A 23,071-nucleotide genomic window follows, 5' to 3' on the forward strand; every position below is an offset into this window, starting at 1 on the left:
CTGCGGATGGCAAAGGTTTGGCCAAGGTGGCTGATTTGATGCGGTTCGCAGTCCGGGAAAAGTGACGCACGCCTCTCATGGGCGCGGCTCGTCGGATGTCGCCTTTGACGTCGTCTTTGGCGCCGCCCCCGCTGGCGCCCGCCGCCGCCCCGACGACCACTTGGCCTGCAAATGGGAAGTCGGCGTGAGCTTTCCTGAAGGGGGACTACGGCCTTGCGATCCCCGAATGGGGCCGGAGTCCCTGTCCTGCGGCGGCTGCGCCTACCGCAGGGGGTCTGGAGGGCGGGCCGCTGGGGCCGTCGTCCGGTACGGGGGCCCGGAACACCAGCGACCCACCCGGCTCATGGGGCGGGGGTGCTCGCGAAGCAGAGCCGGACCGCGAGCACCGGCGGCGCGGGCACGCAGAGCAGCAGGACGCGCGGGGTGGCACGGAAGGCGAGCAGCCCGGCCCGCGCGGTGGTCGACCGCCGACGGCACCGCCTCATGTGCCCTCCTCTGCCCGAGCCAGGCGTGCTGCCTCCTCGTAGGCGCTGAGCAGCCGCTCCCCGGTCTCGCATACGGCGCCGGGCGTCCGGCAGGCCGGGCAGCCCGCAGCGTGCTCGATGGCCGCCCGCCACGCCTCCTCGGCGTCCAAGGCGACCCCGGTCCGGTCGCCGCCTGCCATCAGCAGCGCTCCTGCGGCCTGGCCCGGAGCGTGGTGACGAGGCCACGCGGGCAGTCGACGCTACGGATGATCAACCGCACTTCAGCTCGCCCCAAACCTGCTTGCCCCAGCGGTACCGGTCCGTCCCCCACCGGTCCGTGAGGGCATCGACCAACAGCAGCCCCCGGCCTCGGGTGTTGTCGCCGCCTGAGTCTGTCCGCAGGTAGGGGACATCGCGGGACCGGTCCACCACGCCGATGCGGACGAACTTCTCGGACGGTCGGGTGACGACGACGCGGATCGACCCCAGACGGGCGTGATCCACGGCGTTGGAGACCAGCTCCGTGATCACCAGCGCGGCGACCTCTATCAGGCCCTCCTGCCCCCAGGCGGCCAGTGCGGTCCGTACCAGCTTGCGGGCGGCTCCCGCGCTCTCCGGTACGCGGCGCATGGTCTGGGAGTACCCGGGGTGCCCTGTGGGGCGAGGTGTAGCGGTCACGGACATCAGGACCTCAGTGGGTGCGAAGTGAGCGGCCTTGTCCGAGTGAACGACGGCTCGCCGCGCGACAGAGGGAAATGTCGCCCAGGTGCGCACATCGCCCAGCCGGAAATTCTCGACCGACTCTCCTCGCGGAGGGGGCTCACATCGCTACGGTGGGTACGTGGAGGGGAACGAACACCTCATCAGCGCCCTGCGCGAGAGCGGCTCACCCAGGCCGCCTTGGCGGACGCGGTGAACACTCACCTGCACCGCGACGGCCACGAAGGCACGGTCAGCGACCGGACGGTCCGCAACTGGCTGACCGGAAAGACCCGTTGGCCGCACTCTCGGCAGCGGGCAGCCTTAGAGGCAGTATTCGGATGTAGTGCCGAAGAACTGGGATTCGTCCCGCCAGCCCGAAGATGCCCCGCCACAGAACCGGAGGATCCCGTGAGGCGCAGGAACTTCCTGATGGCCACCACCGGTACGACGGCTGCGGTCGCCGTTCCTCTCATCGCACAGCACTCCGTAGGCACCTCAGACGTGATCCGGCTCCGTTCCGGCTTGGACGCCCTGGTGGCCGTGGACGCCACACGGGGAGGCCACGACGAACTGGAGCGCAGGGCCCTTGCCGGGGCGGCCAAGGCGCTGGAGAAGCAGAAGCTGGGTGCCTCTCAGCGCATCCGCCAGAGGCTGTTCAGCGTGGCCGCCGACTACACGTGCAGTGCCGCCTGGTCCGCCATCGACGACAAGCGCACCGACCGGGCTCGCGGCCTGCTGGATCGGGCGCTCTATCTGGCCGGAATGGCCAAGGACTCCGTCGCCGAGCTGCAAGCCTGGAACTTGCACGCCTTCCTCGCCCACCATCGCGGTGCGTATACCGAGGCCGTCGACTCCGGCTATGCGGCCCAGGCGACGGCCATCGCCCGGCGGGACCCGTTCTACGCCTCTCTGGCCCATGTCCGGACGGCACTCGGCCACTCCACCCTGGGCGACCGACAGGCCGCCTTACGCTCCCTCGGGTGCGCCTGGGAGGCGCTGGACAAGGCGTCCCTGAATGATCCCCGCCCGAGCTGGACCGCCTTCTACGGACCTGGCGAGCTGATGGCCCTCACGGCCATCGTCCGGGACAAAATCGGTGAACCTGCGGAGGCCGAGGCCGCCTCCCACAAGGCGCTGGCCACCATCCCCGAGCAGTTCCGCCGCAACCGCGCCCTGGCCACCGTACGGCTCGCGCTGACCCAGCTCCACCAGCACGACGTCGACCAGGCGTGCGCCACGGCCTCCACCGCCTTCGACCTGATGGACGGGCACCCGATCCCCGGACGGATGCGCTCTCATCTCGGTGACTACTACCGCGACCTGATCATTCTTGCCCCGGATGCGGGTGTCGCCCGCGAGTGGGGAGACCGCTACCGAACCGAATGGAGCCGCGCGTGACCGCCGCAGGGCTGAACGTTCGACACTTCACCCAGACCGATCTCCCGGAGATCCGCCAGACGCTCATCGACGTACACGCCGACGCCCTCGCGGACGAGATGGACGACCCCTTCAACCAGCGCTTCCCCTGGTTCGTGGACCACTGGGGCGGTCGGCCGGGGTTCTCCTGCGTGATCGCGTACGACGGCGACAAGGCGGTGGGCTTCGCCTACGGCGCCCCGGGCAGCCCCGGTCGCGAGTGGTGGCGCGAGCACCTCGACCCGGCGCCGGAGAAGCACCGGACCTTCTCGTACTCCGAACTGGCCGTCATCCCGGCGTGGCGGAAGCAGGGCGTGTCCGAGCGGCTGACCCGCGCGCTGATGGCAGACCGGGACGAGGATCTCGTGGTCCTGCTGGTGGACACCGAACACCCCCGGGTGCAGGCCCTGTACGAGTCTTGGGGCTTCCGCAAGGTGGGCAAGGACCAGCCCTTCCCGGACTCCCCGGTCTTCGCCGTCATGCTCACCGAGTTGCCCCTGAAGTAGGCCCAGAACAGGAGGGTTGGTGCTGGGTTTTAGCAGGGCGCTGAGCCCGGCCTCTGCCGCACTTCTGGAGTACGCCTCCCGCCGTTCCTCCTCGGCAATCTTCGCCCGGTGTCACTGCTGGAGCCATCCACCCAGGAGAGCGCCCCGCCGCCCCGACTGAGGCCCCGATCAGGCCGATCCACTCTGCTCGCCCCTCAGCTCATCGCATGGCGAGCCTAGGCTTGTCCGGTTTCCAGTTGGGTGAGGTAGTCGGTGGCGGTGGCTGTTTCGGCGGCGCCGATGCGTTGGTAGATGGAAACGGCTTCACGGAGGTTGTTGATCGCGGCGAGTGCGTCGGTGTGTGCCTGGCAGCGGGCAATCCCTTCAAGGGCGTGTGCCTCGTCCAGGGGGCTGCGGACCTGACGTGCCAGGAGGAGAGCTTACTGATAGGTGTCAAGCGCCCGTTGCGGTCCCGCGGAGCGGGCGAGCAGGGTGCCCCGTGCTGTTCAGCGTTTCCGTCTCCCGCTGTCTATCACCGACTTCTTCGAACAGTCTGCGTGACCGTACCAGGAGAGCGGTCGCCGCTGTGAAGTCCCCCGTCAGCTGACGTACCCAGCCCAGGTCTAGCAGGACGTACGTCTCGCCGAGGCGGTCGCCGAGGGTGCGGTACAGCTCCAGTGCTTGCCTGGCCAGCCCGGTCGCCGCTGTGAAGTCTCCCGTCAGTCGCCGTACCCAGCCTAGTTCCCGCAGGGTGTTGGCTTCGCCGAGGCGGTTACCGAGGGTGCGGTACAGCTCCAGTGCTTGCCTGGCCAGCCCGGTCGCCGCTGTGAAGTCTCCCGTCAGTCGCCGTACCCAGCCCAGGTCCCGCAGGGCGCCTGCCTCGCCGAGGGGGTCGTTGAGGGCGCGGAACAGTTCCAGGGCCTGTTCGGCTGTCTTGCCTGCCGCTGTGAAGTCTCCCGTCAGTCGCTGTACCCAGCCCAGGTCTAACAGGGCGTGGGCTTCGCCGAGGGGGTCGTTGAGGGCGCGGAACAGTTCCAGGGCCTGTTCGGCTGTCTTGCCTGCCGCTGTGAAGTCTCCCGTCAGCTGCTGTACCCAGCCCAGGTCTAACAGGGCGTGGGCTTCGCCGAGGGGGTCGTTGAGGGCGCGGAACAGTTCCAGGGCCTGTTCGGCTGTCTTGCCTGCCGCTGTGAAGTCTCCCGTCAGCTGCTGTACCCAGCCCAGGTCTAACAGGGCGTGGGCTTCGCCGAGGGGGTCGTTGAGGGCGCGGTACAGCTCCAGGGCTTGCTCGGCCAGCTCGGCCGCCCCTGTGAAGTCCCCTGTCAGTTGGCGTACCCGGCCCAGGTCCCGCAGGGTGCCTGCTTCGCCGAGGGGGTCGTTGGTGCGGTGTGCCCTCTCGGCGGCGGTGCGGTGGAGGGTGATGGCCTGGTCCCAGGGGCCTTGCTGACGGAGGTAGGCGGCCATGGCGTCGGCGAGGGCGATGAGGTGGGTGGGTTGGGTGTGATTGGCGGTGTGGTGGGCGCAGGCGAGGAGGTTGGGGTGTTCGGTGTGCATCCAGCTCAGTGCCTGTTCGCGAGTGGTGAGGTCGGGTACCGCGCCGGGCGCTGGGGTGGGGTGGGTGTGGGGGCGCGAGGTGGTGTTGAGGTGGTGGTCGGCGGTTTGGGCGGTGTGGGTGTAGTAGTTCAGGAGGCGTTGGGTGGCTTGGGTGCGGGCGTCTGCCGGGTCGTGGGTGGTGAGGGTGTGGGCGTATTCGCGCAGCAGGTCGTGGAGGCGGTAGCGGCGCGGGGCGGGCTCGTCGATGAGGTGGTCGGTGTAGAGGGTTTCCAGGTGGCGTCGTGCCTGGGCGAGGGGGATGTCGGTGAGGGCGGCGGTGGCGTAGGGGTCGATGTCGGGGCCGGGGTGGAGGCCGAGGTGGCGGAAGAGGTGCTGGAGGTGGGGTGGGAGGTCTTGGTAGGAGAGGTCGAAGGCGGCGGCGACGGCGCGGTCGCTGGTTTCCAGTTCGCCCAGGCGGTCCTGTGCGGTGGCGAATTCGTCGGTGAAGGTGGTGAGGTCCCAGGCGGGGTGGTGGGCCAGGCGTCCGGCGAGCAGGGTGATCGCGAGGGGGAGGTGGCCGCATAGCCGTACGGCTTCGGTGACCGCGCTGTGGTCCGTGTCGGTGGGGGTGCGGCGGGCCAGGCGGGTGAAGAGGCGGGCGGCCTGGTCGGGGGGCAGGGTGTCCAGGGGGAGGGGTTCGGCGCCGTCGAGGGCGATCAGGCGCCGTCTGCTGGTGACCAGCACCAGGCACTCCTGGGAGGCAGGCAGGAGAGGTTCGACCTGGTCGGGTCCGGCGGCGTTGTCCAGGATCAGCAGCATCCTGCTTCCGGCCAGTCGGTCACGCCACATGGCGGCGCGCTCCTCCAGGGTGTCGGGCAAGTTCTGAGGGCTGATGCCGATGCTGATGAGCAGGGTGGCCAGGACGTCGGCAGGGTCGGCGGGGGGCTGGCCGGCGGTGTGGGCGTGGAGGTCGACGAACCGATGTCCGTCCGGATAGCGGGCCGCGAGCTGGTGGGCGGCGTGGGTGACCAGCGCGGTCTTCCCGACGCCTGCCATGCCGTCGACGGTGTGGATGCTGATGACCGGGGCGCGCCCCTCCTCGGCCACGCGCAGGAGACGGTGGAGTTCGCCCTCGCGACCTGTGAAGGCCGCGATGTCGCGGGGCAGGGTGCTGTGCAGAGCGGCGGGGGCAGGCCGTGGCGGCGTCTGGTGGGTGGGGCGCCCTGACTGTTGGCGTCGGCCTGCGGCGCGGGCGGTGTGGTAGGCGCGCCAGAGGCGCGTCAGGGTCTCACCGGAGCCGAAGAACTCGTCGGCCTGGCGGGCGACCGGCTGGGTGGGGGCCTGGGTGCAGCGTTCGAGATGGGTGACGTAGGACTTGGTGTACCCGAGACGCTGGGCCAGGGCGAGTTGGGAGAGTTTTGCGGCGGTGCGCAGCCGGATCAGTTCGGCCGCGAACGCTTCGGCGGCCTGCCGTACCGGACCGTCCGCACCGCCCGCGACCGGGACCGGCACCGAGTTCTCCGGTGCCCGGTCGGGCGGTGGGCTGTGCGGTTCGTCTACGGGCAGCGGAGGGTCAGTGGCTTCGTCTGGCACGGGCCGCAGGTGGGCGGTCGGCCGGGGTTGGTCCACCGGGTCTTCGTCGTCTGGTGATGTGCCGGTGGCGTCCATGCCGTGCCCCTTACCGTCCAGGTCCCCGTCACGCGCCCCAGGCGGGTTCGGATCGGCGAACGCGGATTCGGTGCTCGGGGTGGCGTGTCCTTGGCGGACCACCGTTGGACAGCGCACGGGGCGCGTACCAGAAGCGCACAGGGGCAAATACCGGAGCGAACCGCCTCTCCCGTCACAGCAGAGCACTCCTGTCCCAGATGTGACCAGAGCAGCCGCTGCGCGGGGCTGGGGGCACCATGTCCTCGGAGCGGGTTTGCGGCTGTTCCCGGGTTGGCCGCTGTGCCTCTGGCCGAAGGCGCCGGGACCGTCTGCGGCCGGCATACCTTGCTGGCGCTTTCCCGGGCTGGTGGTGAGTGAGGTGTGAGTGAGTGCTTCTCACCGTGGTCTCACCCCTGTTCTCACCGGTGTGCTCATGGCACCGGGGCGCCGCATCAGGGCGAGCGGTCCGGGCGAGGGGAAGGAGAAGGCGATGACCACGATGACGGTGATCCCGCCGGCGGACGAGGGCTGGTTCAAGAGCAGCTTCAGCGGGGGCGGGGGCAACTGCGTGGAGGTCCGTTTCCAGCGGGGCCTGGCGCACGTGCGTAACACTCACGACAGGAGTGGCCCGATGGTGACATTCAACCGGGCCGAGTGGGAGGCGTTCCTGCTCGGGGCGTGGAACGGCGAGTTCAATATGCCCGCCTGATATAGCAGGGCGTAGTCAGGGTGCTGTGGGCCGATTCCGGTCCACAGCACCTTTCGGGCTGACTGAGTACGACTCAGTACGACTTGGTCCGAATCTCCGGAGCCCTCATCGCCGTCCAGGCCGTCGTGACAGACGGGGCGGCGTGTGTGAGGTTGGGAAGCGGAAGAGACTGGGCCGCTGTTGTCACGGCGCTGGGCGCCGAGAGGTCTGAAGGGGGAGGGCTGGGGATGGGGGATGTCTTACCCGGCGGGCCGGGAGACGGATCAGTGCGTGGTGGGGTGTGGTCGGATCTGTCCGGGGCGGCCCGTGATGTGGTGCAGGCCGGACACGTACACGGTGGTGTTCACTTCCACAGTCCCGCCCCGGTGAGTGCCGAGGTTCCCGTGCCGCGTCAGCTCCCGGGCGATGTGTCCGGCTTCGTCGGCCGGGCGGCCGAACTCGCGCAGCTGGACGAACTGCTGCCCGAGGACGGCGGAGGTCCGGAAGGGGTCGTGTCGGTCGTTGTGATCGCCGGAACTGCCGGGGTGGGCAAGACCTCCCTCGCCGTACACCTGGCACACCGGATCAGCGGACGCTTCCCTCATGGACAGCTGTTCGTGAACCTACGCGGCTATGACACTGGGCCGCCGCTGGCGCCTGCGGCGGTGCTGGAGCGGTTCCTGCGCGCGCTCGGTGTTCCGGGTCCGGCGGTTCCGTCCGGGCTGGAGGAGCGAGCGGAGCTGTACCGGTCGCTGCTGGCGGACAAGCGGGTCCTGGTGGTGCTGGACAACGCCGCCACCGTCGGGCAGGTCCGCCCGCTGCTCCCCGGCACCACGGGTTGCCTGACGTTGGTGACCAGCCGTCACCGCTTGTCCGGGCTGGCCGTGCGCGACGGCGCCCGCCGCATCACCCTGGGCATGCTCAGCGAGCAGGAATCGGCCGAGCTGATCACCGCGGCCACCCGCGGCTACCGCACCGGTGACGACCCGGGCCAGATCGCCGAACTGGCGCAGCTGTGCGCGCGTCTTCCGCTGGCTCTGCGGATCGCCGCCGAGCGCGCCGCCACCCATCCGCTGTTCGCTCTGCCCGAGCTGGCCGCGCAGTTGCGGGACGAGTCGACGCTGTGGGAGGCGCTCTCCAGCCCCGACGAGGAAGAGGCCGATGCGGTACGCACCGTCTTCGCCTGGTCCTACCGCACCCTTCCTCCCCCCGCCGCCCGCCTCTTCCGACTCCTTGGCCTGCACCCGGGCCCGGACATCTCGGTTCATGCGGCCGCCGCCCTGACCGAACAGGAACCCCGGCAGACCCATAGCCTGCTTGACCTCCTGGCGGGTGCCCATCTCATCGAGTCCATCGGGGCGGACCGGTACCAGTTCCACGACCTGCTGCGCGCCTACGCCACCGACCAGGCCCACCAGGAAGAGACCCTCGAAGGCCAGCACGCCGCGTTCCACCGCCTGGCCAGCTGGTACCTCTACACCGCCGATGCCGCCTGCGCGGCGGCCCAGACCTTCGATCCTTCCATCCTGCCCTCGGAGCAGACCGGCCCGGCACCAGTGATGGCCTTCGGCGGACAGCAGGAAGCATTCGCCTGGCACCAGAGCGAGCAGGCCAATCTCCTGGCCGTCGCCCGAACTGCCGCGCAGGCCGGACTGGAGGAGATCGCGTGGCAGTTGCCGGCCGCTCTGCACGGCATTCACATGGCCCGCAGCGTTTTCGACGACTGGAAGGCGATGGCCGACATCGGGCTGGAGGCCGCCCGACGGCTGGGTGACCAGCGGGCCCAGGCACTCATGCACAACACCCTGGGCATCGCGAACAAAGACTCCGGACAACTGGTGCGAGCCACCGAACACCACCAGGCCGCACTCGATCTCCGTACCCGCATTGACGACCACGCCGGGATGGCGGAATCCGCCAACGGCCTGGCCCTTGTCCATCTGGGGCGCCGCGAACTGGACGCCAGCCGTACCCGTCTGGAACAGGCCTTGGCCCTCTACCAGCAGTACGGCCCTCACCACTGGACCGGTGTGGTCCTGTGCAACCTCGGCTTCACCGCCGCCGACCTAGGCGAACTCCATCAAGCCGCCCACTTCACCCGCCAAGCCCTGACTGTGTACCGGGAAACCGGAGCCGATCACTCTCTCCGCATCGACGCCCTACGTCTTCTGGCCCGCCTCGCCCGGGAAACAGGCCAATATGCCCAGGCCGAGGAGCATCTTGCGGACGCCTTCTCGCTGCAGGAACACTCAAGCTTCGTCACCATCGACGCAGCCCTCCGGCTCGAACAGGCCACCTTGCTGAACGCACAGAACCGTCACGAGCAAGCCGTTGAGGCGTACTGGGTGTGTGAGAGGCTCCAGCGCTCCATCGGTAACCGCACCGGCCAGGCCCTGGCCTACGACGGCATCGGCCAGACCCTGCGCGCTCTCGGCCGTCTGACGGAGGCCATCGACTTCCACACCACGGCCGCCCGCATCCTCCGCGACCAGAATCAGCCTTGGGGCCTGGCCAACGCCCTCGCCCACCTTGCCGACGTCTGCACGGCTGATGAGCAGTCCGAACATGCCTGCCAGCACCGCGCCGAAGCCCTCGTCCTCCTCGACGGCTTCACCGACCCGCCCGCTGCCGCCCTGCGCCAGCGGCTCCAGGAGCTGACCACCGGATGACGCCACAGCGGCTCCTGTCCGCGCGCCCCCTCGTGGCGCGCGGGTGAGCCGTACGTGACGCGGCGCGGAGCAGTGCAGCCCCGGCCCGCTGCGGCACGGCCGCCGCACCGGTCGCCCGCGCTCACCGATCCCTCCTGCCCGGTGGGCGCGGGCTTCGCGCATGCGGTGCCTCAGGCGCTGAGCCGGAACTCCTCGGCCAGCTCCCGGAAGATCCCCGCGTTCAGCGCGTAGGCGCGCTTGCACTCCTCCACCACGCGCTGCTTCTCCAGGTCGTCCACCGGCAGGGCGTCCAGCAGCGCGCGGTACTCCCGCTTGAAGGCCGCCGGGTTGGCTATCGACTCGAAGACGTAGAACCGCACCCCGTCGCCCTTACGGTCGAAGCCCCAGGTCTTCGCCGCCGTGTCCCGGACGATCTGGCCGCCGGACAGATCGCCCAGATAGCGGGTGTAGTGGTGGGCCACATAGCCCGCGGGCCAGTCGCGGGCGCACTCCGCGACCCGCGCCGCGTACGCCGCCGTGGCGGGCAGTGCGGTGAGGCCGCTGCGCCAGTCGGGGCCGCCGAGGTGGGCCAGATCGCGCTCCAGCTCGGCCAGCCGGGCCAGCTCCGGCCGGAGGAACGGGCCCGCCACCGGGTCCGCCGCGAGTGCGTCGGAAGGGGACTCCAGGGCTCGGTAGACGAACCACAGCTGCTCGGAGTAGCGGCGGTAGGCCGCCACCCCCAGCCGCCCACCGAGCAGGTCGCTCATGAACGACGAGCTCCCGACGTCCGAGTGCGCTTCCCGTGAGGCATTGCGGATCAGGGCGGAGAACTCCACGGTGGACCTCCGGGGGCCGGGGTATGTAGGTTAGCCGTACCTAAGTGGAGGCCACTGCCTACGTCAATAGCTTTCCCGACAAGCTGTCGGTAAAACGGCCGCCGAAGAATCGGCCCCCGGCACAAGACATCTTCGAACCGCCCCGACCGCTACGGCAGAGTGAGGATCTCCGCCCCGGTCTCGGTCACCACCAGCGTGTGCTCGAACTGCGCCGTTCGCTTGCGGTCCTTGGTGACCACGGTCCAGCCGTCCTCCCACATGTCGTACTCATGGGTGCCCAGCGTCAGCATCGGCTCGATGGTGAAGGTCATCCCCGGCTTGATCTCGGTGGTGTGGTGCGGGCTGTCGTAGTGCGGCACGATCAGGCCGGAGTGGAACGAGGTGTTGATCCCGTGGCCGGTGAAGTCGCGGACCACGCCGTAGTCGAAGCGCTTGGCGTACGACTCGATGACCCGGCCGATGATGTTGATCCGGCGGCCCGGCCTGACGGCCTTGATCGCGCGGTTGAGCGACTCACGGGTGCGCTCGACGAGCAGCCGCGACTCCTCGTCCACCTCGCCGCACAGGTAAGTGGCGTTGTTGTCCCCATGCACCCCGCCGATGTAGGCGGTGACGTCGAGGTTCACGATGTCGCCGTCCTTGAGGACGGTGGTGTCGGGGATGCCGTGGCAGATGACCTCGTTGACCGAACTGCACAACGACTTGGGGAACCCGCGATAGCCCAGCGTCGAGGGATACGCGCCGTGGTCGCACATGTACTCATGGGCCACCCGGTCCAGCTCGTCCGTGGTGACCCCCGGCGCGATCAGCTTGGCGGCCTCCTCCATCGCCCGCGCGGCGATCCGCCCGGCGATCCGCATGCGCTCGATCGTCTCTGCGTCCTGGACCTCGGGCCCCTCGTAACGAGTGGGGCCCTCCTTCCCGACGTACTCCGGACGCGGGATCGAGGCGGGGACGGAACGGGTGGGGGAGAGCTTCCCCGGGACTAGAAGCGACTGGCCAGACATATCAGCGAGTGTATCGGCGGCGCATGGGGCAGCATGGCCGCAAGGGAGTACGAGCGGAAGGTCGGGGCCGGGATGGCGCTGTTCAGGAGAGGGACCGCCGGCAAGCCCGGCGAGTGGTACTACTGCATCAAGCACCAGAAGGTCGAGGAAGGCCCGGAGTGCCGCGCCGCCGACCGCCTCGGCCCGTACGCCTCCCCGGAGGAGGCCGCCCGCGCGATGGAGACCTCGCGCGAGCGCAACGAGGAGTGGCGGAACGACCCGCGCTGGCGCGACGACGAGCCCCCGGCGACGGGCTGAGGCTGATTGGGGCCCCCGCTACAGGCTGCGGAGGCAGGTCTCCAGGTCCTCGTCGGCGAAGATTGCGCAATACGACGAGTGCACGGCCAGATACGATCCCTCGTCGTCGAGGCGGAGCTGAAAAGACAGGTTCATCCAGGCGCGAGGTCTCCTGTTGTCCACGCGCAGCGGGAAGGCTTCGGGCTGGGTCGGATTGACGCGGGTCAGGCCGTGACCAAGAGTGAAGACGGGGCCCGCCTCGGAACGGGGGCGGAGAACGGCGGCGATGCGAACGTGCTGGCATACCGTCCCGTTGAGCGTCTTCTGTAATTCCTGAGCGAACGCACGAGCCTGACGTTCGAGCTCAGAGGTCAACCGTGCCGCCGATCGATACCCACAGTGCGTGTGCCTGCGCGGAGGTGAAGTAGCCGCTGCTCGCCTGCTCTTCGAGCTCGGCGTACGTCAGACCGAGCCCGTCCAACGCGCGCTGGGCAGCGGCCTGGTACTCCTCATCGGAGACCACGATCACGACGTCGTCGTCGTCGTGATCCGTCGTCCACTGCTCGTTGATCGTCACACTCATCGTCTACCCCCCGGACGGCCTCTGACCCTGCCAGTGTGCTGCAGGACACTGACAGCATCCCGTATTCGTGACCTCGCCGACAGTTACATACCCCGATTGGGTGAACTGTTACCGGTCAGAGTGGTCGACCGAGAGAACGGCGTCGGCGGGGGCGCCCTCACCAATGCGTCGGTGGCGGCGCCGCCAAGTGCTCCGCCAGCCGGGCCAGCCGGTCCTGGAAGCGGCGGCGGCCCGGGCGCGGCAGGCTGTTTTCGCCGGTGGCCGCGCTGACGAGGTGCTGGAGGGTGTCGAGGTCGAGGTCGCCGCCCTCGGGGGCGGAGAGGGCGTCATGGGCCAGGGCGTGCAGTTCGGTGGCGCCGCCGTCGAGGGCGAGCACGGTGGCCCCGCCCCGGCGGGCGTCGTTCACCCGCTCCAGCAGCCCGGCCCCGGGGTCGTCCGGCGCGACCACCAGCAGGGTCTCCCCGCGGCCCGCCCGCTCCAGCCGCCCGAGCCCGACCGCCAGGTGCGCGGGGACGGCGGTGCCCTCCGGCACCCGGTGGCGGACGAGGGTGGGGGACAGTTCGGGCAGCCCGGACCAGGCCGCCTCGTCGTCGAGGTGCGCGGCCAGGTGCCACGGTTCGTAGGCCTCGCTGCCGACCAGCAGCAGTCCGCCCGCGCGCGGCCCGACCGAGGCCCGTAGCGAGCCCGCGAAGCGGCGGGTGGCCTGGAGCCATTCCGTTCCGGCGAGGACTTCGCGCAGCAGCGCGACCCTTACGGCGTCCATGGCATCCGGATCCTGCCCGGGTCCGTGCCCCGGCGGGGGCGATTCTGGTCCGGCTCACTCGTTCGGGGCATATGCGGCGGGCATGCCGTCGACCCGCTCCGCACCCGGCGCCCACGCGCCCTCCGTCCGCGTCTCCAACTGTTCATGCGCCGTCTCTTGACGCTCTGTAAGGCAAACCCTAAGGTCGCCGCACACAAGGGACGTCCTACGTCCTATTTTTCTGACTCGACACTCGATTGCGACGGGGCATCGGGAGGCCTGATGGCAGTCGACACGGGGGCGGCACGCTCGTACGAGGTGTCCGTTCCGTTCCGGGCGGGGACCGAGGGCTATGCGAGCTACCGGATCCCGGCCGTCGCGCTGACCCACGACGGCACCGTCCTCGCGTTCGCCGAGGGCCGGGTGGACTCCTCCGCCGACGACGGCCATATCGACCTCGTGCTCAAGCGGTCGGCCGACGGCGGACGGACCTGGGACGCCTTACAGGTGGTGGCCCGCAACGGCGACGGAACGGCGGGCAACCCCGCCCCCGTCGTCCTCGACGGCGGCCCGAACGGCGGCCGCGTCCTGCTGGTGCACGTCCGCAGCGCGGCCTCCGCCACCGAGGACCGGATCCGGCGCGGCGAGGTGAGTGCGGCCGACGGGCGGCGGGTGTGGCTGACGTACAGCGATGACGACGGCGCGAGCTGGAGCGAGGCGCGCGAGATCACCGCGAGTACCAAGCGGCCCGAATGGCGCTGGTACGCCACCACCCCCGGCCATGCCCTGCAGTTGCGGTACGGCCCCCACGCGGGCCGGATCGTCATCCCCGGCAATCACTCCCTGCCGCCGACCGTCCCCGGCGACGACGGCACCGAGGGCCGCTACAACGGCGGGCACGACCTGCTCAGCGACGACGACGGCGCCACCTGGCGGATCGGGTACGTGGACGACAACCCCGACGGCTATATCAACGTCAACGAGACCACCGCCGCCCAACTCCCGGACGGCCGCGTCTACTTCAACACCCGCACCGACGCCACCGCGCCCGGCACCCGCGCCGACGCCCACTCCGGTGACGGCGGCGCCACCCTGGACCTCCCCTTCCGGCCGCAGGCCGGACTGGTCGCCCCGGTGGTGGAGTGCGGCGTGCTGCACCTCGGCGAGCCGGACGCGCTGCTCTTCTCCGGCCCCGCCGACCCCGCGTACCGGGCGCTGATGACCGTCCGCACCAGCCTTGACGGCGGCATCACCTGGCGGCCGAGCCACACCGTGAACGGCCTGCCCGCCGCCTACTCCGATCTGGTCCGGCTCGACGACGCCACGGTCGGACTGCTCTACGAGACCGGCGACTTCAGCGCCTACTCGACCATCACATTCCGGCGCATTCCGATGGAGGAGCTGGTTTGACTTCCTCCCCCTCGCGAACGAGAGGGATTCCTACAGCTCGCGCCGCAGGGCTTCCTGCTTCGTCACCGACTGCCCCGTCCGGGAGGACTCCCGTTGAGGTCTTACACCGGCTCCACAGGCCGATACCGCCAGTCCGGCGGCCAGAAGGTTCTTCGCCGCGTTCACGTCGCGGTCGTGGGTCGTGCCGCAGGCGCACGTCCAGGTGCGGACGCCCAGCGGCATCCTCTTTTGCAGGGTGCCGCATACGGAGCACAGCTTGGAGGAGGGGAACCAGCGGTCGACCGCGATCACTTCGCGGCCGTACCAGGCGGCCTTGTACTCGAGCATGCTCCGGAACTGCGACCATGCCGCGTCGGAGATCGCCCGGGACAACTTGCCGTTGGTGAGCATGTTCCGGACGGTGAGGTCCTCGATCACGAGCGTTTGGTTCTCACGCACGAGTCGAGTGGTCAGCTTGTGCAGATGGTCACGGCGACGGTCGGCGATCCGGGTGTAGACCCTGGCGACCTTGCGGCGTGCCTTGGCCCGGTTGGTGCCGTCGCCCCTGGCCTTGCGGGCGAGGTTGCGCTGGGCGCGGGCGAGGCGGGCGCGGTCGCGCCGCTCGTGCCTGGGGTTGGCGATCTTCTCACCCGTGGACAGGGTGAGCAGATGACCGAGTCCGGCGTCGATTCCGACCGCCGAGCCGCCGGCGGGCAGCGGCTGGACGGCGGGGTCCTCGACAAGGAAGGAGACGAACCAGCGCCCGGCCGCGTCCTGGGAGACGGTCACCGTGGACGGGAGGGCGCCTTCCGGCAGGGGACGCGACCACACGATGTCCAGCGACTGGTCCATCTTCGCCAGCGTCAGCTTCCCCTCCCGGAACCGGAACGCGCTGGAGGTGTACTCGGCGGACTTGCCGGACTTCTTGCGCGACTTGAACCGCGGGTACTTCGACCTCCTGGCGAAGAACGCGGTGAACGCCGCCTGGAGGTGCCGCAGGGCCTGCTGGAGCGGAACCGAGGACACATCGTTGAGGAAGGCCAGTTCCTCAGTCTTCTTCCACGCCGTCAGCATCGCCGATGTGGCGTTGTAGTTGATCCGCTCCTGACGCAGCGTCCACGCCTCGGTACGGGCCGCGAGCGCCATGTTGTAGACCTTCCGCACGCATCCGAACGTGCGCGACAGCTCCACTGCCTGCGCATCGGACGGATAGAAGCGGTACCGATACGCCCGCTTCACGTGAGTGGTCATGGCTCACAGACTAGCGCATCAGCTTGTGACTGCCTGCCGGACGGTTGTCGGCGGCGGGCGCCGAATCGCCCCGGCGGCGATTCGGCTTTCCCTGCCCTGCTCCGCAGGGGCCCGATTCCTCCCCCGCCTGAAGGCGGGGGTTTCCTCGGAGGTTCCCGATGAACGACACCCCGACCGGTACGAGCGACACCCCGACACGACGGGACACGCGGATGGCCCGATGGAACACCTGGACGCACGGCACGCCGCGCCGCGCGGTCCTCGGCGGCGCGGCCGCCGCGGCCGCCGGGTTCGCCCTCGCCGGCTGCGGCTCGGACGACGACGGGGGTGATGAGCCCAAGGGCCGCAAGAAGGGCGAGAAGATCACCCTGACCTTCTGGTCCTGGGTGCCGGGCATCGACAAGCCCGTCGCCCTGTGGAACAGCAAGAACCCGGAGGTGCGGGTCAAGGTCGAGAAGGTCTCGGCCGTCGACGGCGCCCAGTACGCCAAGATGCACGCCGCCATCAAGGCGGGCAATCCGCCGGACCTCGGCCAGATCGAGTACCCGGTCGTGCCCAGCTTCCTCATCGACAACGGGCTGTTGGACCTGACCAAGTACGGGGTCGCCGACCACAAGGACAAGTTCATCGGCTGGCAGTGGCAGCAGTCCGTCTTCGGCAAGGCGGTCTACGCCGTACCGCAGGCGTCCGGCCCGATGGGCCTGTTCATCCGTCAGGACCTCTTCGACAAGTGGGGCATAGAACCGCCCACCACCTGGGACGAGTACGAGGCGGCGGCCACCGCGATCCGTAAGAAGGGCGCCTGGATCGAGACCTTCTCGGCCACCAACGGCAACCGCTTCGCGGGGCTCGCCTGGCAGGCCGGGGCGCGCTGGTTCGGCACCGAGGGTGACACCTGGACCGTCTCCATCGACGACGAGCCCACCCGTAAGGTCGCCGACTACTGGTACGGGCTGGTCCGCCGGAAGCTCATCAAGACCATCCCGGACCGGCAGAACGCCTGGTACAAGGATGTCCAGACCGGCGACATGGCCTCCTGGCTCGGCGCCAGCTGGGGCGACGCCCTGCTGGTCGGCAACGCCCCCAAGACCGCGGGCAAATGGCGCGTGGTGCCCATGCCGCAGTGGAAGAAGGGCGAGGCCGCCTACGCCAACTGGGGCGGCTCCACCACCGCGGTCTTCGCCAAGAGCGAGTACCCCAAGGACGCGCTGGCCTTCGCGATCTGGCTCAACACCGACCCCGAGTCGATCAAGCTCCTGATCGAGAACGGCTATGGCACCCCGGGCGCCAAGCAGGGCTACACCACCTCCCAGCTCGATGTGCACAAGGACTTCTTCGGCGGCCAGGAGTACAGCGAGGTCTTCGACGAGGCGAGCAAGGGCGTGGACACCAGCTGGAAGTGGGGCCCCGCCACGGACACCCTCTACCAGCGGCTCGGCGACGCCTTCACGGCGGCCATCGGGGACGGCTCCGACTTCCGCTCCGTGCTGAAGAAGGTACAGAGCCAGACGATCACCGATCTGAAGGAAAAGGGCCTTCAGGTGAAGGCCGGGTGAGGCGGATGAGAGGAGCCCCCCGCCGCCTCACCAGGACCGAGGCACGCAGCGCCCGGGCGGCGTCCGGGTTCCTGCTGCCCTTCCTCGCGCTCTTCCTGCTGTGCTTCATCGCCCCGATCGGCTACGCCCTCTACGAGAGCCTGCTGAAGGTCGAGCGCACCGGGCCGCTCGGCCTGGGCGGGGAGACCAAGCAGGTGTGGGCGGGGCTGTCCAACTACGCCCACGCCCTGGAGGACGACCGGTTCACGGCGGGCTTCGGGCGGGTGCTGCTCTTCGGCGCCGTCCAGATCCCGGTGATGATCGCCTTCGCCACCGGGCTCGCACTGCTGCTGGACGCGGCGTCCGCGCGCTGGGTCGGCTTCTTCCGGACCGCCTTCTTCCTGCCGTACGGGGTGCCCGGTGTGATCGCCTCGATCCTGTGGGGCTTCCTCTACGTCCCCGGGATCAGCCCGCTGGTGGAGATGGCCCATTCGGTGGGCTGGAACGTGGACTTCCTGGGCCGCGGGGCGGTCCTGTGGTCGATCGCCAACATCGTCACCTGGCAGTTCACCGGCTACAACATGCTGGTGCTGATCGCCCAGCTCAAGGCCGTCCCCGGCGAGCTGTACGAGGCGGCGCGGATCGACGGGGCGAGCGCCTGGCAGGTGGCCCGGCACATCAAGCTCCCGCTGATCCGGCCCGCGCTCGTGCTCACCACCGTCTTCAGCCTCATCGGCACCCTCCAGCTCTTCGCCGAACCGAAGGTGCTCAAACCGCTGAGCAACTCCATCGACTCCGGCTACACCCCCAATCTGGCCGCCTACAACGAGGCGTTCACCAGCAACAACCAGCACATCGCGGCGGCCGAGGCGGTGCTGCTCGCCCTCGTCGCCTGCGTACTGTCCTTCGGCTTCCTGAGGCTCGTGGGACAGCGGGGGAAGGACGGCGAGAGCGGATGAGCGAGGCGAACGACCCGACCGGCGGCGTGGTCGCGGGCGAGCCCGGCGGGCCCACGGACGGGGTCGCGGACGGGGCCGCGGATGGGCCCAGGGATGGGGCCACGCACGGGGGACCCGAGGCGGCGGCCCCGCCCGGCGACCGGCCCGGTGCGGGCCGCCGCCGCGCGGCGAAGGGCCGGGAGGGTCTTGAACCCCCCTTGCGGCACCGCATCATCACCGCCTCGCTGCTCACCGTCGCCGCCCTCTACTTCCTGACCCCCGTCTACTGGCTCGTGGTCTCCTCCACCAAGTCCAGCAGCGACCTCTTCGGCACCTTCGGCTTCTGGTTCCACGACCCGCACCCGCTGGACTATCTGCACCGGGTGCTCACCTACGACGACGGCATCTACGTCCGCTGGTTCGCCAACAGCCTGATGTACGCGGGCGTCGGCGCGCTCGTCGCCACCCTGCTGTCGGCCGCGGCCGGGTACGCCCTGGCCAAGTACCGCTTCCCCGGCCGGGAGGGCATCTTCAACGTCATCCTGGCCGGAGTGCTGATCCCGGGCACCGCGCTCGCCCTCCCGCTGTATCTGCTGTTCAGCGAGATCGGCCTGGCCAACACCTACTGGGCCGTGCTGATCCCCAGCGTGGTCAGCCCGTTCGGGGTCTATCTGTGCCGGATCTACGCGGCCGCCGCCGTGCCGGACTCCCTCCTGGAGGCGGCGCGGATCGACGGCGCGGGGGAGGCCCGGATCTTCTCCACCCTGGGGCTGCGGCTGATGACCCCGGCGCTGGTGACCGTCTTCCTGTTCCAGTTCGTGCACATCTGGAACAACTTCTTTCTGCCGCTGGTCATGCTCTCCGACTCCGACCTCTATCCGATCCAGCTCGGTCTGACGTCCTGGCAGGGGTACGCGGACCGGCAGCCGGAGCTGTACCAGTACACGGTCGGCGGGGCGTTCCTGTCCGTCCTGCCGCTGATGGTGCTGATGGGCGTACTCCAGCGGTACTGGCGCACAGGGCTGACGGAGGGGAGTGTCAAAGCGTAAGAGACGTCACCATGAAGGTGGCCTCGGTGCGTGACAGGATCACTGTCATGACAACTCCTGATGCCACGAACTCCGCGTCCGACGCCCCCGCGAAGAAGGCTCCCGCCAAGGACCCCTGGGACCTCCCGGACGTGTCCGGCCTGACCGTCGGTGTCCTCGGCGGCACCGGCGACCAGGGGCGCGGCCTGGCCTACCGGCTGGCCAAGGCGGGCCAGAAGGTGATCATCGGCTCGCGCGCCGCCGAGCGCGCGCAGACCGCGGCGCGGGAGCTGGGCGGCGCGGAGCTCGGCATCGAGGGCGCGGACAACGCGGAGTGCTCGCGCCGCAGCGACATCGTGATCGTCGCGGTCCCGTGGGACGGCCACGCCAAGACGCTGGAAGGGCTGCGCGAGGAGCTGACCGGCAAGCTCGTCGTCGACTGCGTCAACCCGCTCGGCTTCGACAAGAAGGGTGCCTACGCCCTTGAGCCGGCGGAGGGCAGCGCCGCCCAGCAGGCCGCCGCGCTGCTGCCGGAATCCCGGGTCACCGCCGCCTTCCACCACCTCTCGGCGGTCCTGCTCCAGGACCCGGACATCGACGAGATCGACACCGATGTGATGGTCCTGGGCGAGTCGCGCGCCGACACCGATGTGGTCCAGGCACTCGCGGCCCGCATCCCAGGCATGCGCGGTATCTACGCGGGCCGGCTTCGGGGCGCCCACCAGGTCGAGTCACTGGTCGCCAACCTGATCTCGGTCAACCGGCGCTACAAGGCACACGCGGGCCTGCGCGTCACGGACGTCTGAGAGCGGCCCCGCGGGCTTGCCCGGGGCGCCCGGCGGCTTGCCCACACCCGGGGCGCCCGGCCCCTCCGGCGGCGCATGGGGGACAATGGCGGGGAGCGACACACCCCCCGACAGGAGCCGACCCCATGCCCCGCCTCGCCCTCTGCACCCTGGCCGTCTGCCTGCTCGCGATCGCCGCGGCCGTCGTGTCCTTCGCGCGGGGGAGCTGGCTCGGCATCGTCTGGATCCTGGTCGCCGGTATCTCGTCCAACATGGCCTGGTACTACCTCCGCAAGGCCCGCGCCGACCGTGCGGCCGACCGCGAGAGCACGGGCGCCTCGGGCTGAGTGAGGCGCGCGGCCAGCCAGGGGGAAGGTGAGCCAGGGCTGGGGATCGGCGTCGGGGTTGATGATGGAGTGGGCCGTCCCGAACAGCGAGGGGATCAGCAGGAGCCCCTGGCCACCGAGGTGGAGCCCCTTTTAAGGCCCGGATGTGGGAAGCCGCCGACCGCCGTACGGGAGAAGTCCAGGGCGTTCGCGCCGCGCAGCTTGGCGAGCAGGACCTCGTGCAACCGGGGCCACACCCCGGCCTCGGTCCACTCGGCCAGGCGGCGCCGGCAGGCCGTGCCCGACCCGAAGCCGAGTTCCCGCGGCAGGTGCTCCCAGGCGATCCCGGTGCGCAACACGAACAGGATGCCTTGGAACACCAGCCGGTCCGCATGCCGCTTGCGCCCGGGATGCCGTCTCCGTCGCTCGACCTTGGGCAGCAGCGGCCCGATCACCGCCCACAACTCGTCATCGACCTCCCATGGCCTTGGCCGAGCCACCCCACACCCCCCGGATCATCAGTCCCAGAGTGATCCAAACACCTCGAAGATCATTTCGTTAGGGACTCTAAGGGTCGTCTCAGGTTCGCTCGTTAGGAAGTAGGCACCAGATAAGCGATGTAACCCGTATGTAGGAGGCTAGTGATGGCAGTCAACGCAGCGCCGTCCGGGGAAGCGCCGGCCGGTCGGTTGGCAGGCCGGTGGGTGCCGTGGTTAGTGATTGGCTTGTGGTTGGTGCTGGCGGCGTTCATGGTGCCGCTGAGCGGAAAGCTGAGTTCGGTCACCACCGACAGCGCCGCGGACACCCTGCCGGCCAGCGCCGAGTCCACCAAGGTCGCGGTACTGGAGGACAGTCTCCCCGACGGTGACGACAACACGTTCGTCTTCGTGTACCACCGCGCCGGCGGAATGACCGACGCCGACCGCGCGACGGTCGAGCGCCACTACAACACCCTTGCCAAGCGGTACCCGCCGAAGGTGGCGGCCCCGGCCGGCGACGACGAGGGCCCACCGACGAACCCCTCCACCGACGGCAAGGCGATGACGTTCACCCTCGAGGTGAGCACGACCTACGGCGCACCGGAGGACATCGTCGGCCCGTTGCGTGATGCCGCGAAGGACCGCCCCGCCGGCCTGGAACTCGACGTGACCGGCCCGGGCGCGATCGACGGCGACATGGACGCCGTCTTCGACGGCATCGACTTGCAGGTCCTCCTCACCACCGTCGTCGTCGTCACGCTCCTGCTCATCCTCACCTACCGCAGCCCGGTGTTGTGGATCATCCCGCTGATGGCCGTGGGCGCGGCCGCACTGACCGCGATGGCGACCGTCTACCTGCTCGTCAAGGGCTTCGGCATCGTGGTCAACGACCAGAACTCGGCGCTGCTGACGATCCTGGTATTCGGCGTCGGCACGGACTACGCGCTGTTGCTCATCGCTCGATATCGGGAGGCACTGCACCACCACGAGAACGTCCGGGTCGCGATGGTCCACGCGCTGCGCTCCGCGGCGCCGGCCATCGTCGCGTCCGCGGCCACCGTGGTCGCCGGCCTGCTCTGCCTGCTCGTCGCGGACCTGAACAGCACCAGCGGGTTGGGCCCGATCGGTGCGGCCGGGATCCTGTGCGCGCTGGTGGCCATGCTGACGCTGTTCCCGGCGGTGCTCGTGGTGCTCGGCAGGCGGATCTTCTGGCCGGCCATCCCGCGGTTCGGCACGGCCGTGGAGGAGAAGCCGGGGCTGTGGGGACGGCTTGGCGCCGCCATCAGCCGCCGCCGGTGGGTGGCGACGCTCGGCTCGCTCGGAGTCCTCGGCGTGCTCGCCATCGGGCTGGCGGGCAACACCGGCGCCCTGCGGGAGCAGGACCAGTTCCTGTCCGCGCCGGAGTCGGTCACCGGCTTCACCGTTCTCCGCCAGCACTTCCCGGAGCTCGGTGGCCAGCCGATGACGGTCTTCACGCGGCCGGCGCACCAGGAGCGGGTGCTCGACATCGTCAAGGACACTCGCGGTGTGGCCCTGGCCATCCCGGAGCAGACCAGCGGTGGCTGGGCCAACATCTCCGTGTTCCCGAAGGACGCGCCGGACACCGTCGCGGAGTACGACACGATCAAGCGGGTGCGCACCGCCGTGCACGCGGTGAGCGGGGCGGAGGCGATCGTCGGCGGGCCGAGTGCGGAGAACCTCGACACCGAGGTGACCACCAAGCGCGACGAGAAGCTGGTGATCCCGCTGGTGCTCGCCGTCGTCCTGATCGTCCTCGGGCTGCTGCTGCGCGCGATCCTGGCCCCGCTGGTCCTGATGGCCACCGTGATCGTCTCATTCGCCGCGGCCTTCGGCGGCAGCGTGTTCGTCTTCGACACGATCCTCGGGTTCAAGGGCGTCGACTATTCGGTGCCGCTGCTGGCGTTCCTGTTCCTGGTGGCGCTCGGCGTCGACTACAACATCTTCCTGGCCAGCCGGGCCCGGGAGGAGACCGTGCGCCTCGGCACCAGAGAGGGCATGCTCAAAGCCCTCTCCGCTACCGGTGGCGTCATCACCTCGGCAGGCCTGGTCCTGGCGGCCACGTTCGCGGTCCTCGCCTCACTTCCGCTGGTGATGCTGATCGAGGTCGGGTTCCTGGTCGCCTTCGGCGTGCTGCTCGACGCCCTGCTGGTGCGGTCGGTCCTGGTGCCCGCCCTCACCCTGCTGATCGGCCGGCGGATGTGGTGGCCGAGCCGGCTGTCCCGTCCAGCGGCGGAGCTGGCGGACGGTCAACGGTCGCTCGCCGACGACGAGGAGCCCGCGCTGCAACGGTGAGCC

General features: G+C 69.7%; 22 protein-coding genes and 1 pseudogene. 12 read left to right on the top strand and 11 right to left on the bottom strand.

Translation table 11 applies throughout. The annotated features are described in order from the left end of the window. Window positions 1–341 precede the first annotated feature (341 nt). The 3 genes from LIV37_RS35460 to LIV37_RS35470 form a co-directional block, all read right to left on the bottom strand. The gene (locus LIV37_RS35460) at window positions 342–485 is read right to left on the bottom strand and encodes a hypothetical protein (RefSeq protein WP_020871884.1); all 144 of its coding nucleotides are present in this window, start codon (window positions 483–485) and stop codon (window positions 342–344) included. After that, complete coding sequence (locus LIV37_RS35465) at window positions 482–664, bottom strand: hypothetical protein (RefSeq protein WP_020871885.1); 183 nt, start codon at window positions 662–664, stop codon at window positions 482–484. The genes LIV37_RS35460 and LIV37_RS35465 overlap by 4 nt, the downstream gene beginning before the upstream one ends. Window positions 665–734: 70 nt before the next feature. Then, window positions 735–1,094, bottom strand: coding sequence for an ATP-binding protein (locus LIV37_RS35470; RefSeq protein ID WP_020871886.1), 360 nt, complete (start codon window positions 1,092–1,094; stop codon window positions 735–737). 480 nt (window positions 1,095–1,574) lie between these two features. Here LIV37_RS35470 and LIV37_RS35475 point away from each other — a divergent pair, with 480 nt between their 5' ends. Next, on the top strand, window positions 1,575–2,564 hold the full coding sequence (locus tag LIV37_RS35475; protein WP_243146100.1) for an NsdA family TPR-like regulatory protein: 990 nt from the start codon (window positions 1,575–1,577) through the stop codon (window positions 2,562–2,564). Next, window positions 2,549–3,088: a GNAT family N-acetyltransferase gene (locus LIV37_RS35480; RefSeq protein WP_020871888.1), complete on the top strand. Its 540-nt coding sequence runs from the start codon at window positions 2,549–2,551 to the stop codon at window positions 3,086–3,088. The genes LIV37_RS35475 and LIV37_RS35480 overlap by 16 nt, the downstream gene beginning before the upstream one ends. Before the next feature lie 432 nt (window positions 3,089–3,520). Here the strand turns inward: LIV37_RS35480 and LIV37_RS35485 are convergent, their stop codons facing one another. Beyond that, window positions 3,521–6,109, bottom strand: coding sequence for an ATP-binding protein (locus LIV37_RS35485; RefSeq protein ID WP_254807131.1), 2,589 nt, complete (start codon window positions 6,107–6,109; stop codon window positions 3,521–3,523). 625 nt (window positions 6,110–6,734) lie between these two features. Between LIV37_RS35485 and LIV37_RS35490 the strand changes: the two genes are divergently transcribed. Together LIV37_RS35490 and LIV37_RS35495 are read left to right on the top strand one after the other, a co-directional pair. Beyond that, window positions 6,735–6,953: a DUF397 domain-containing protein gene (locus tag LIV37_RS35490; RefSeq protein ID WP_020871889.1), complete on the top strand. Its 219-nt coding sequence runs from the start codon at window positions 6,735–6,737 to the stop codon at window positions 6,951–6,953. A 266-nt stretch (window positions 6,954–7,219) separates the two neighbouring features. Next, window positions 7,220–9,601, top strand: a complete 2,382-nt coding sequence (locus LIV37_RS35495) for an ATP-binding protein (RefSeq protein WP_254807132.1) — start codon at window positions 7,220–7,222, stop codon at window positions 9,599–9,601. A 170-nt stretch (window positions 9,602–9,771) separates the two neighbouring features. Here LIV37_RS35495 and LIV37_RS35500 read toward each other — a convergent pair whose 3' ends face one another. Then, window positions 9,772–10,416: a biliverdin-producing heme oxygenase gene (locus tag LIV37_RS35500; RefSeq protein WP_020871891.1), complete on the bottom strand. Its 645-nt coding sequence runs from the start codon at window positions 10,414–10,416 to the stop codon at window positions 9,772–9,774. Window positions 10,417–10,565: 149 nt separating this feature from the next. Then, the gene (map, locus tag LIV37_RS35505; RefSeq protein WP_121824118.1) at window positions 10,566–11,423 is read right to left on the bottom strand and encodes a type I methionyl aminopeptidase; all 858 of its coding nucleotides are present in this window, start codon (window positions 11,421–11,423) and stop codon (window positions 10,566–10,568) included. Between the two features lie 72 nt (window positions 11,424–11,495). Here map and LIV37_RS35510 point away from each other — a divergent pair, with 72 nt between their 5' ends. Then, the gene (locus tag LIV37_RS35510) at window positions 11,496–11,720 is read left to right on the top strand and encodes a hypothetical protein (RefSeq protein ID WP_020871893.1); all 225 of its coding nucleotides are present in this window, start codon (window positions 11,496–11,498) and stop codon (window positions 11,718–11,720) included. A gap of 18 nt (window positions 11,721–11,738) precedes the next feature. Here the strand turns inward: LIV37_RS35510 and LIV37_RS35515 are convergent, their stop codons facing one another. The 3 genes from LIV37_RS35515 to LIV37_RS35525 all read right to left on the bottom strand — a co-directional run bounded on the left by LIV37_RS35515 (window position 11,739) and on the right by LIV37_RS35525 (window position 13,045). Then, window positions 11,739–12,074 (bottom strand): hypothetical protein, encoded by a 336-nt coding sequence (locus LIV37_RS35515; RefSeq protein WP_148717767.1) that lies wholly within the window; start codon window positions 12,072–12,074, stop codon window positions 11,739–11,741. After that, window positions 12,064–12,282 carry a hypothetical protein gene (locus LIV37_RS35520; RefSeq protein ID WP_214663109.1) on the bottom strand — a complete coding sequence of 73 codons (219 nt, stop codon included), beginning with the start codon at window positions 12,280–12,282 and terminating at the stop codon, window positions 12,064–12,066. The genes LIV37_RS35515 and LIV37_RS35520 overlap by 11 nt, the downstream gene beginning before the upstream one ends. Before the next feature lie 157 nt (window positions 12,283–12,439). Then, window positions 12,440–13,045: a hypothetical protein gene (locus tag LIV37_RS35525; RefSeq protein WP_020871896.1), complete on the bottom strand. Its 606-nt coding sequence runs from the start codon at window positions 13,043–13,045 to the stop codon at window positions 12,440–12,442. A gap of 261 nt (window positions 13,046–13,306) precedes the next feature. Between LIV37_RS35525 and LIV37_RS35530 the strand changes: the two genes are divergently transcribed. Beyond that, window positions 13,307–14,434 carry a sialidase family protein gene (locus LIV37_RS35530; RefSeq protein ID WP_020871897.1) on the top strand — a complete coding sequence of 376 codons (1,128 nt, stop codon included), beginning with the start codon at window positions 13,307–13,309 and terminating at the stop codon, window positions 14,432–14,434. Window positions 14,435–14,464: 30 nt separating this feature from the next. On the opposite strand, the gene LIV37_RS35535 is transcribed toward LIV37_RS35530, so the two are convergent. Then, entirely contained in the window at window positions 14,465–15,664 is a 1,200-nt protein-coding gene (locus tag LIV37_RS35535; RefSeq protein ID WP_121824117.1) for an RNA-guided endonuclease InsQ/TnpB family protein, read from the bottom strand. Window positions 15,665–15,876: 212 nt separating this feature from the next. Here LIV37_RS35535 and LIV37_RS35540 point away from each other — a divergent pair, with 212 nt between their 5' ends. The 5 genes from LIV37_RS35540 (at window position 15,877) to LIV37_RS35560 (ending at window position 20,297) form a co-directional block, all read left to right on the top strand. Further along, window positions 15,877–17,220 carry an ABC transporter substrate-binding protein gene (locus LIV37_RS35540; protein WP_121825074.1) on the top strand — a complete coding sequence of 448 codons (1,344 nt, stop codon included), beginning with the start codon at window positions 15,877–15,879 and terminating at the stop codon, window positions 17,218–17,220. A 5-nt stretch (window positions 17,221–17,225) separates the two neighbouring features. After that, a complete protein-coding gene (locus LIV37_RS35545; RefSeq protein ID WP_020871900.1) occupies window positions 17,226–18,158 on the top strand; it encodes a carbohydrate ABC transporter permease in 933 nt (310 codons plus the stop codon). Continuing rightward, complete coding sequence (locus LIV37_RS35550) at window positions 18,155–19,186, top strand: carbohydrate ABC transporter permease (RefSeq protein WP_020871901.1); 1,032 nt, start codon at window positions 18,155–18,157, stop codon at window positions 19,184–19,186. Before LIV37_RS35545 ends, LIV37_RS35550 begins: the two co-directional genes overlap by 4 nt. A gap of 47 nt (window positions 19,187–19,233) precedes the next feature. Then, window positions 19,234–19,971: an NADPH-dependent F420 reductase gene (gene npdG / locus LIV37_RS35555; protein ID WP_254807133.1), complete on the top strand. Its 738-nt coding sequence runs from the start codon at window positions 19,234–19,236 to the stop codon at window positions 19,969–19,971. A 125-nt stretch (window positions 19,972–20,096) separates the two neighbouring features. After that, complete coding sequence (locus LIV37_RS35560) at window positions 20,097–20,297, top strand: hypothetical protein (RefSeq protein ID WP_020871903.1); 201 nt, start codon at window positions 20,097–20,099, stop codon at window positions 20,295–20,297. A gap of 61 nt (window positions 20,298–20,358) precedes the next feature. Here LIV37_RS35560 and LIV37_RS35565 read toward each other — a convergent pair. After that, window positions 20,359–20,776, bottom strand: a pseudogene (locus tag LIV37_RS35565) (transposase); the annotation flags it as partial. 144 nt (window positions 20,777–20,920) lie between these two features. Here LIV37_RS35565 and LIV37_RS35570 point away from each other — a divergent pair. Continuing rightward, window positions 20,921–23,068 carry an MMPL family transporter gene (locus tag LIV37_RS35570; RefSeq protein WP_121824116.1) on the top strand — a complete coding sequence of 716 codons (2,148 nt, stop codon included), beginning with the start codon at window positions 20,921–20,923 and terminating at the stop codon, window positions 23,066–23,068. Window positions 23,069–23,071: the final 3 nt, after the last annotated feature.

It is taken from the genome of Streptomyces rapamycinicus NRRL 5491 (genome assembly GCF_024298965.1).
Classification (GTDB): Bacteria; Actinomycetota; Actinomycetes; order Streptomycetales; family Streptomycetaceae; genus Streptomyces; species Streptomyces rapamycinicus.

Bases quoted from the DNA above. Each gene is read 5' to 3' on its own strand.
- LIV37_RS35530 (WP_020871897.1), top strand. From the start codon at position 13,307: ATGGCAGTCGACACGGGGGCGGCACGCTCGTACGAGGTGTCCGTTCCG.
- LIV37_RS35460 (WP_020871884.1), bottom strand. From the start codon at position 485: ATGAGGCGGTGCCGTCGGCGGTCGACCACCGCGCGGGCCGGGCTGCTC.
- LIV37_RS35540 (WP_121825074.1), top strand. From the start codon at position 15,877: ATGGCCCGATGGAACACCTGGACGCACGGCACGCCGCGCCGCGCGGTC.
- LIV37_RS35570 (WP_121824116.1), top strand. From the start codon at position 20,921: ATGGCAGTCAACGCAGCGCCGTCCGGGGAAGCGCCGGCCGGTCGGTTG.
- map (WP_121824118.1), bottom strand. From the start codon at position 11,423: ATGTCTGGCCAGTCGCTTCTAGTCCCGGGGAAGCTCTCCCCCACCCGT.
- LIV37_RS35470 (WP_020871886.1), bottom strand. From the start codon at position 1,094: ATGCGCCGCGTACCGGAGAGCGCGGGAGCCGCCCGCAAGCTGGTACGG.
- LIV37_RS35560 (WP_020871903.1), top strand. From the start codon at position 20,097: ATGCCCCGCCTCGCCCTCTGCACCCTGGCCGTCTGCCTGCTCGCGATC.
- LIV37_RS35535 (WP_121824117.1), bottom strand. From the start codon at position 15,664: ATGACCACTCACGTGAAGCGGGCGTATCGGTACCGCTTCTATCCGTCC.
- npdG (WP_254807133.1), top strand. From the start codon at position 19,234: ATGACAACTCCTGATGCCACGAACTCCGCGTCCGACGCCCCCGCGAAG.
- LIV37_RS35465 (WP_020871885.1), bottom strand. From the start codon at position 664: ATGGCAGGCGGCGACCGGACCGGGGTCGCCTTGGACGCCGAGGAGGCG.
- LIV37_RS35490 (WP_020871889.1), top strand. From the start codon at position 6,735: ATGACCACGATGACGGTGATCCCGCCGGCGGACGAGGGCTGGTTCAAG.
- LIV37_RS35520 (WP_214663109.1), bottom strand. From the start codon at position 12,282: ATGAGTGTGACGATCAACGAGCAGTGGACGACGGATCACGACGACGAC.
- LIV37_RS35510 (WP_020871893.1), top strand. From the start codon at position 11,496: ATGGCGCTGTTCAGGAGAGGGACCGCCGGCAAGCCCGGCGAGTGGTAC.
- LIV37_RS35545 (WP_020871900.1), top strand. From the start codon at position 17,226: ATGAGAGGAGCCCCCCGCCGCCTCACCAGGACCGAGGCACGCAGCGCC.
- LIV37_RS35550 (WP_020871901.1), top strand. From the start codon at position 18,155: ATGAGCGAGGCGAACGACCCGACCGGCGGCGTGGTCGCGGGCGAGCCC.
- LIV37_RS35525 (WP_020871896.1), bottom strand. From the start codon at position 13,045: ATGGACGCCGTAAGGGTCGCGCTGCTGCGCGAAGTCCTCGCCGGAACG.
- LIV37_RS35480 (WP_020871888.1), top strand. From the start codon at position 2,549: ATGGAGCCGCGCGTGACCGCCGCAGGGCTGAACGTTCGACACTTCACC.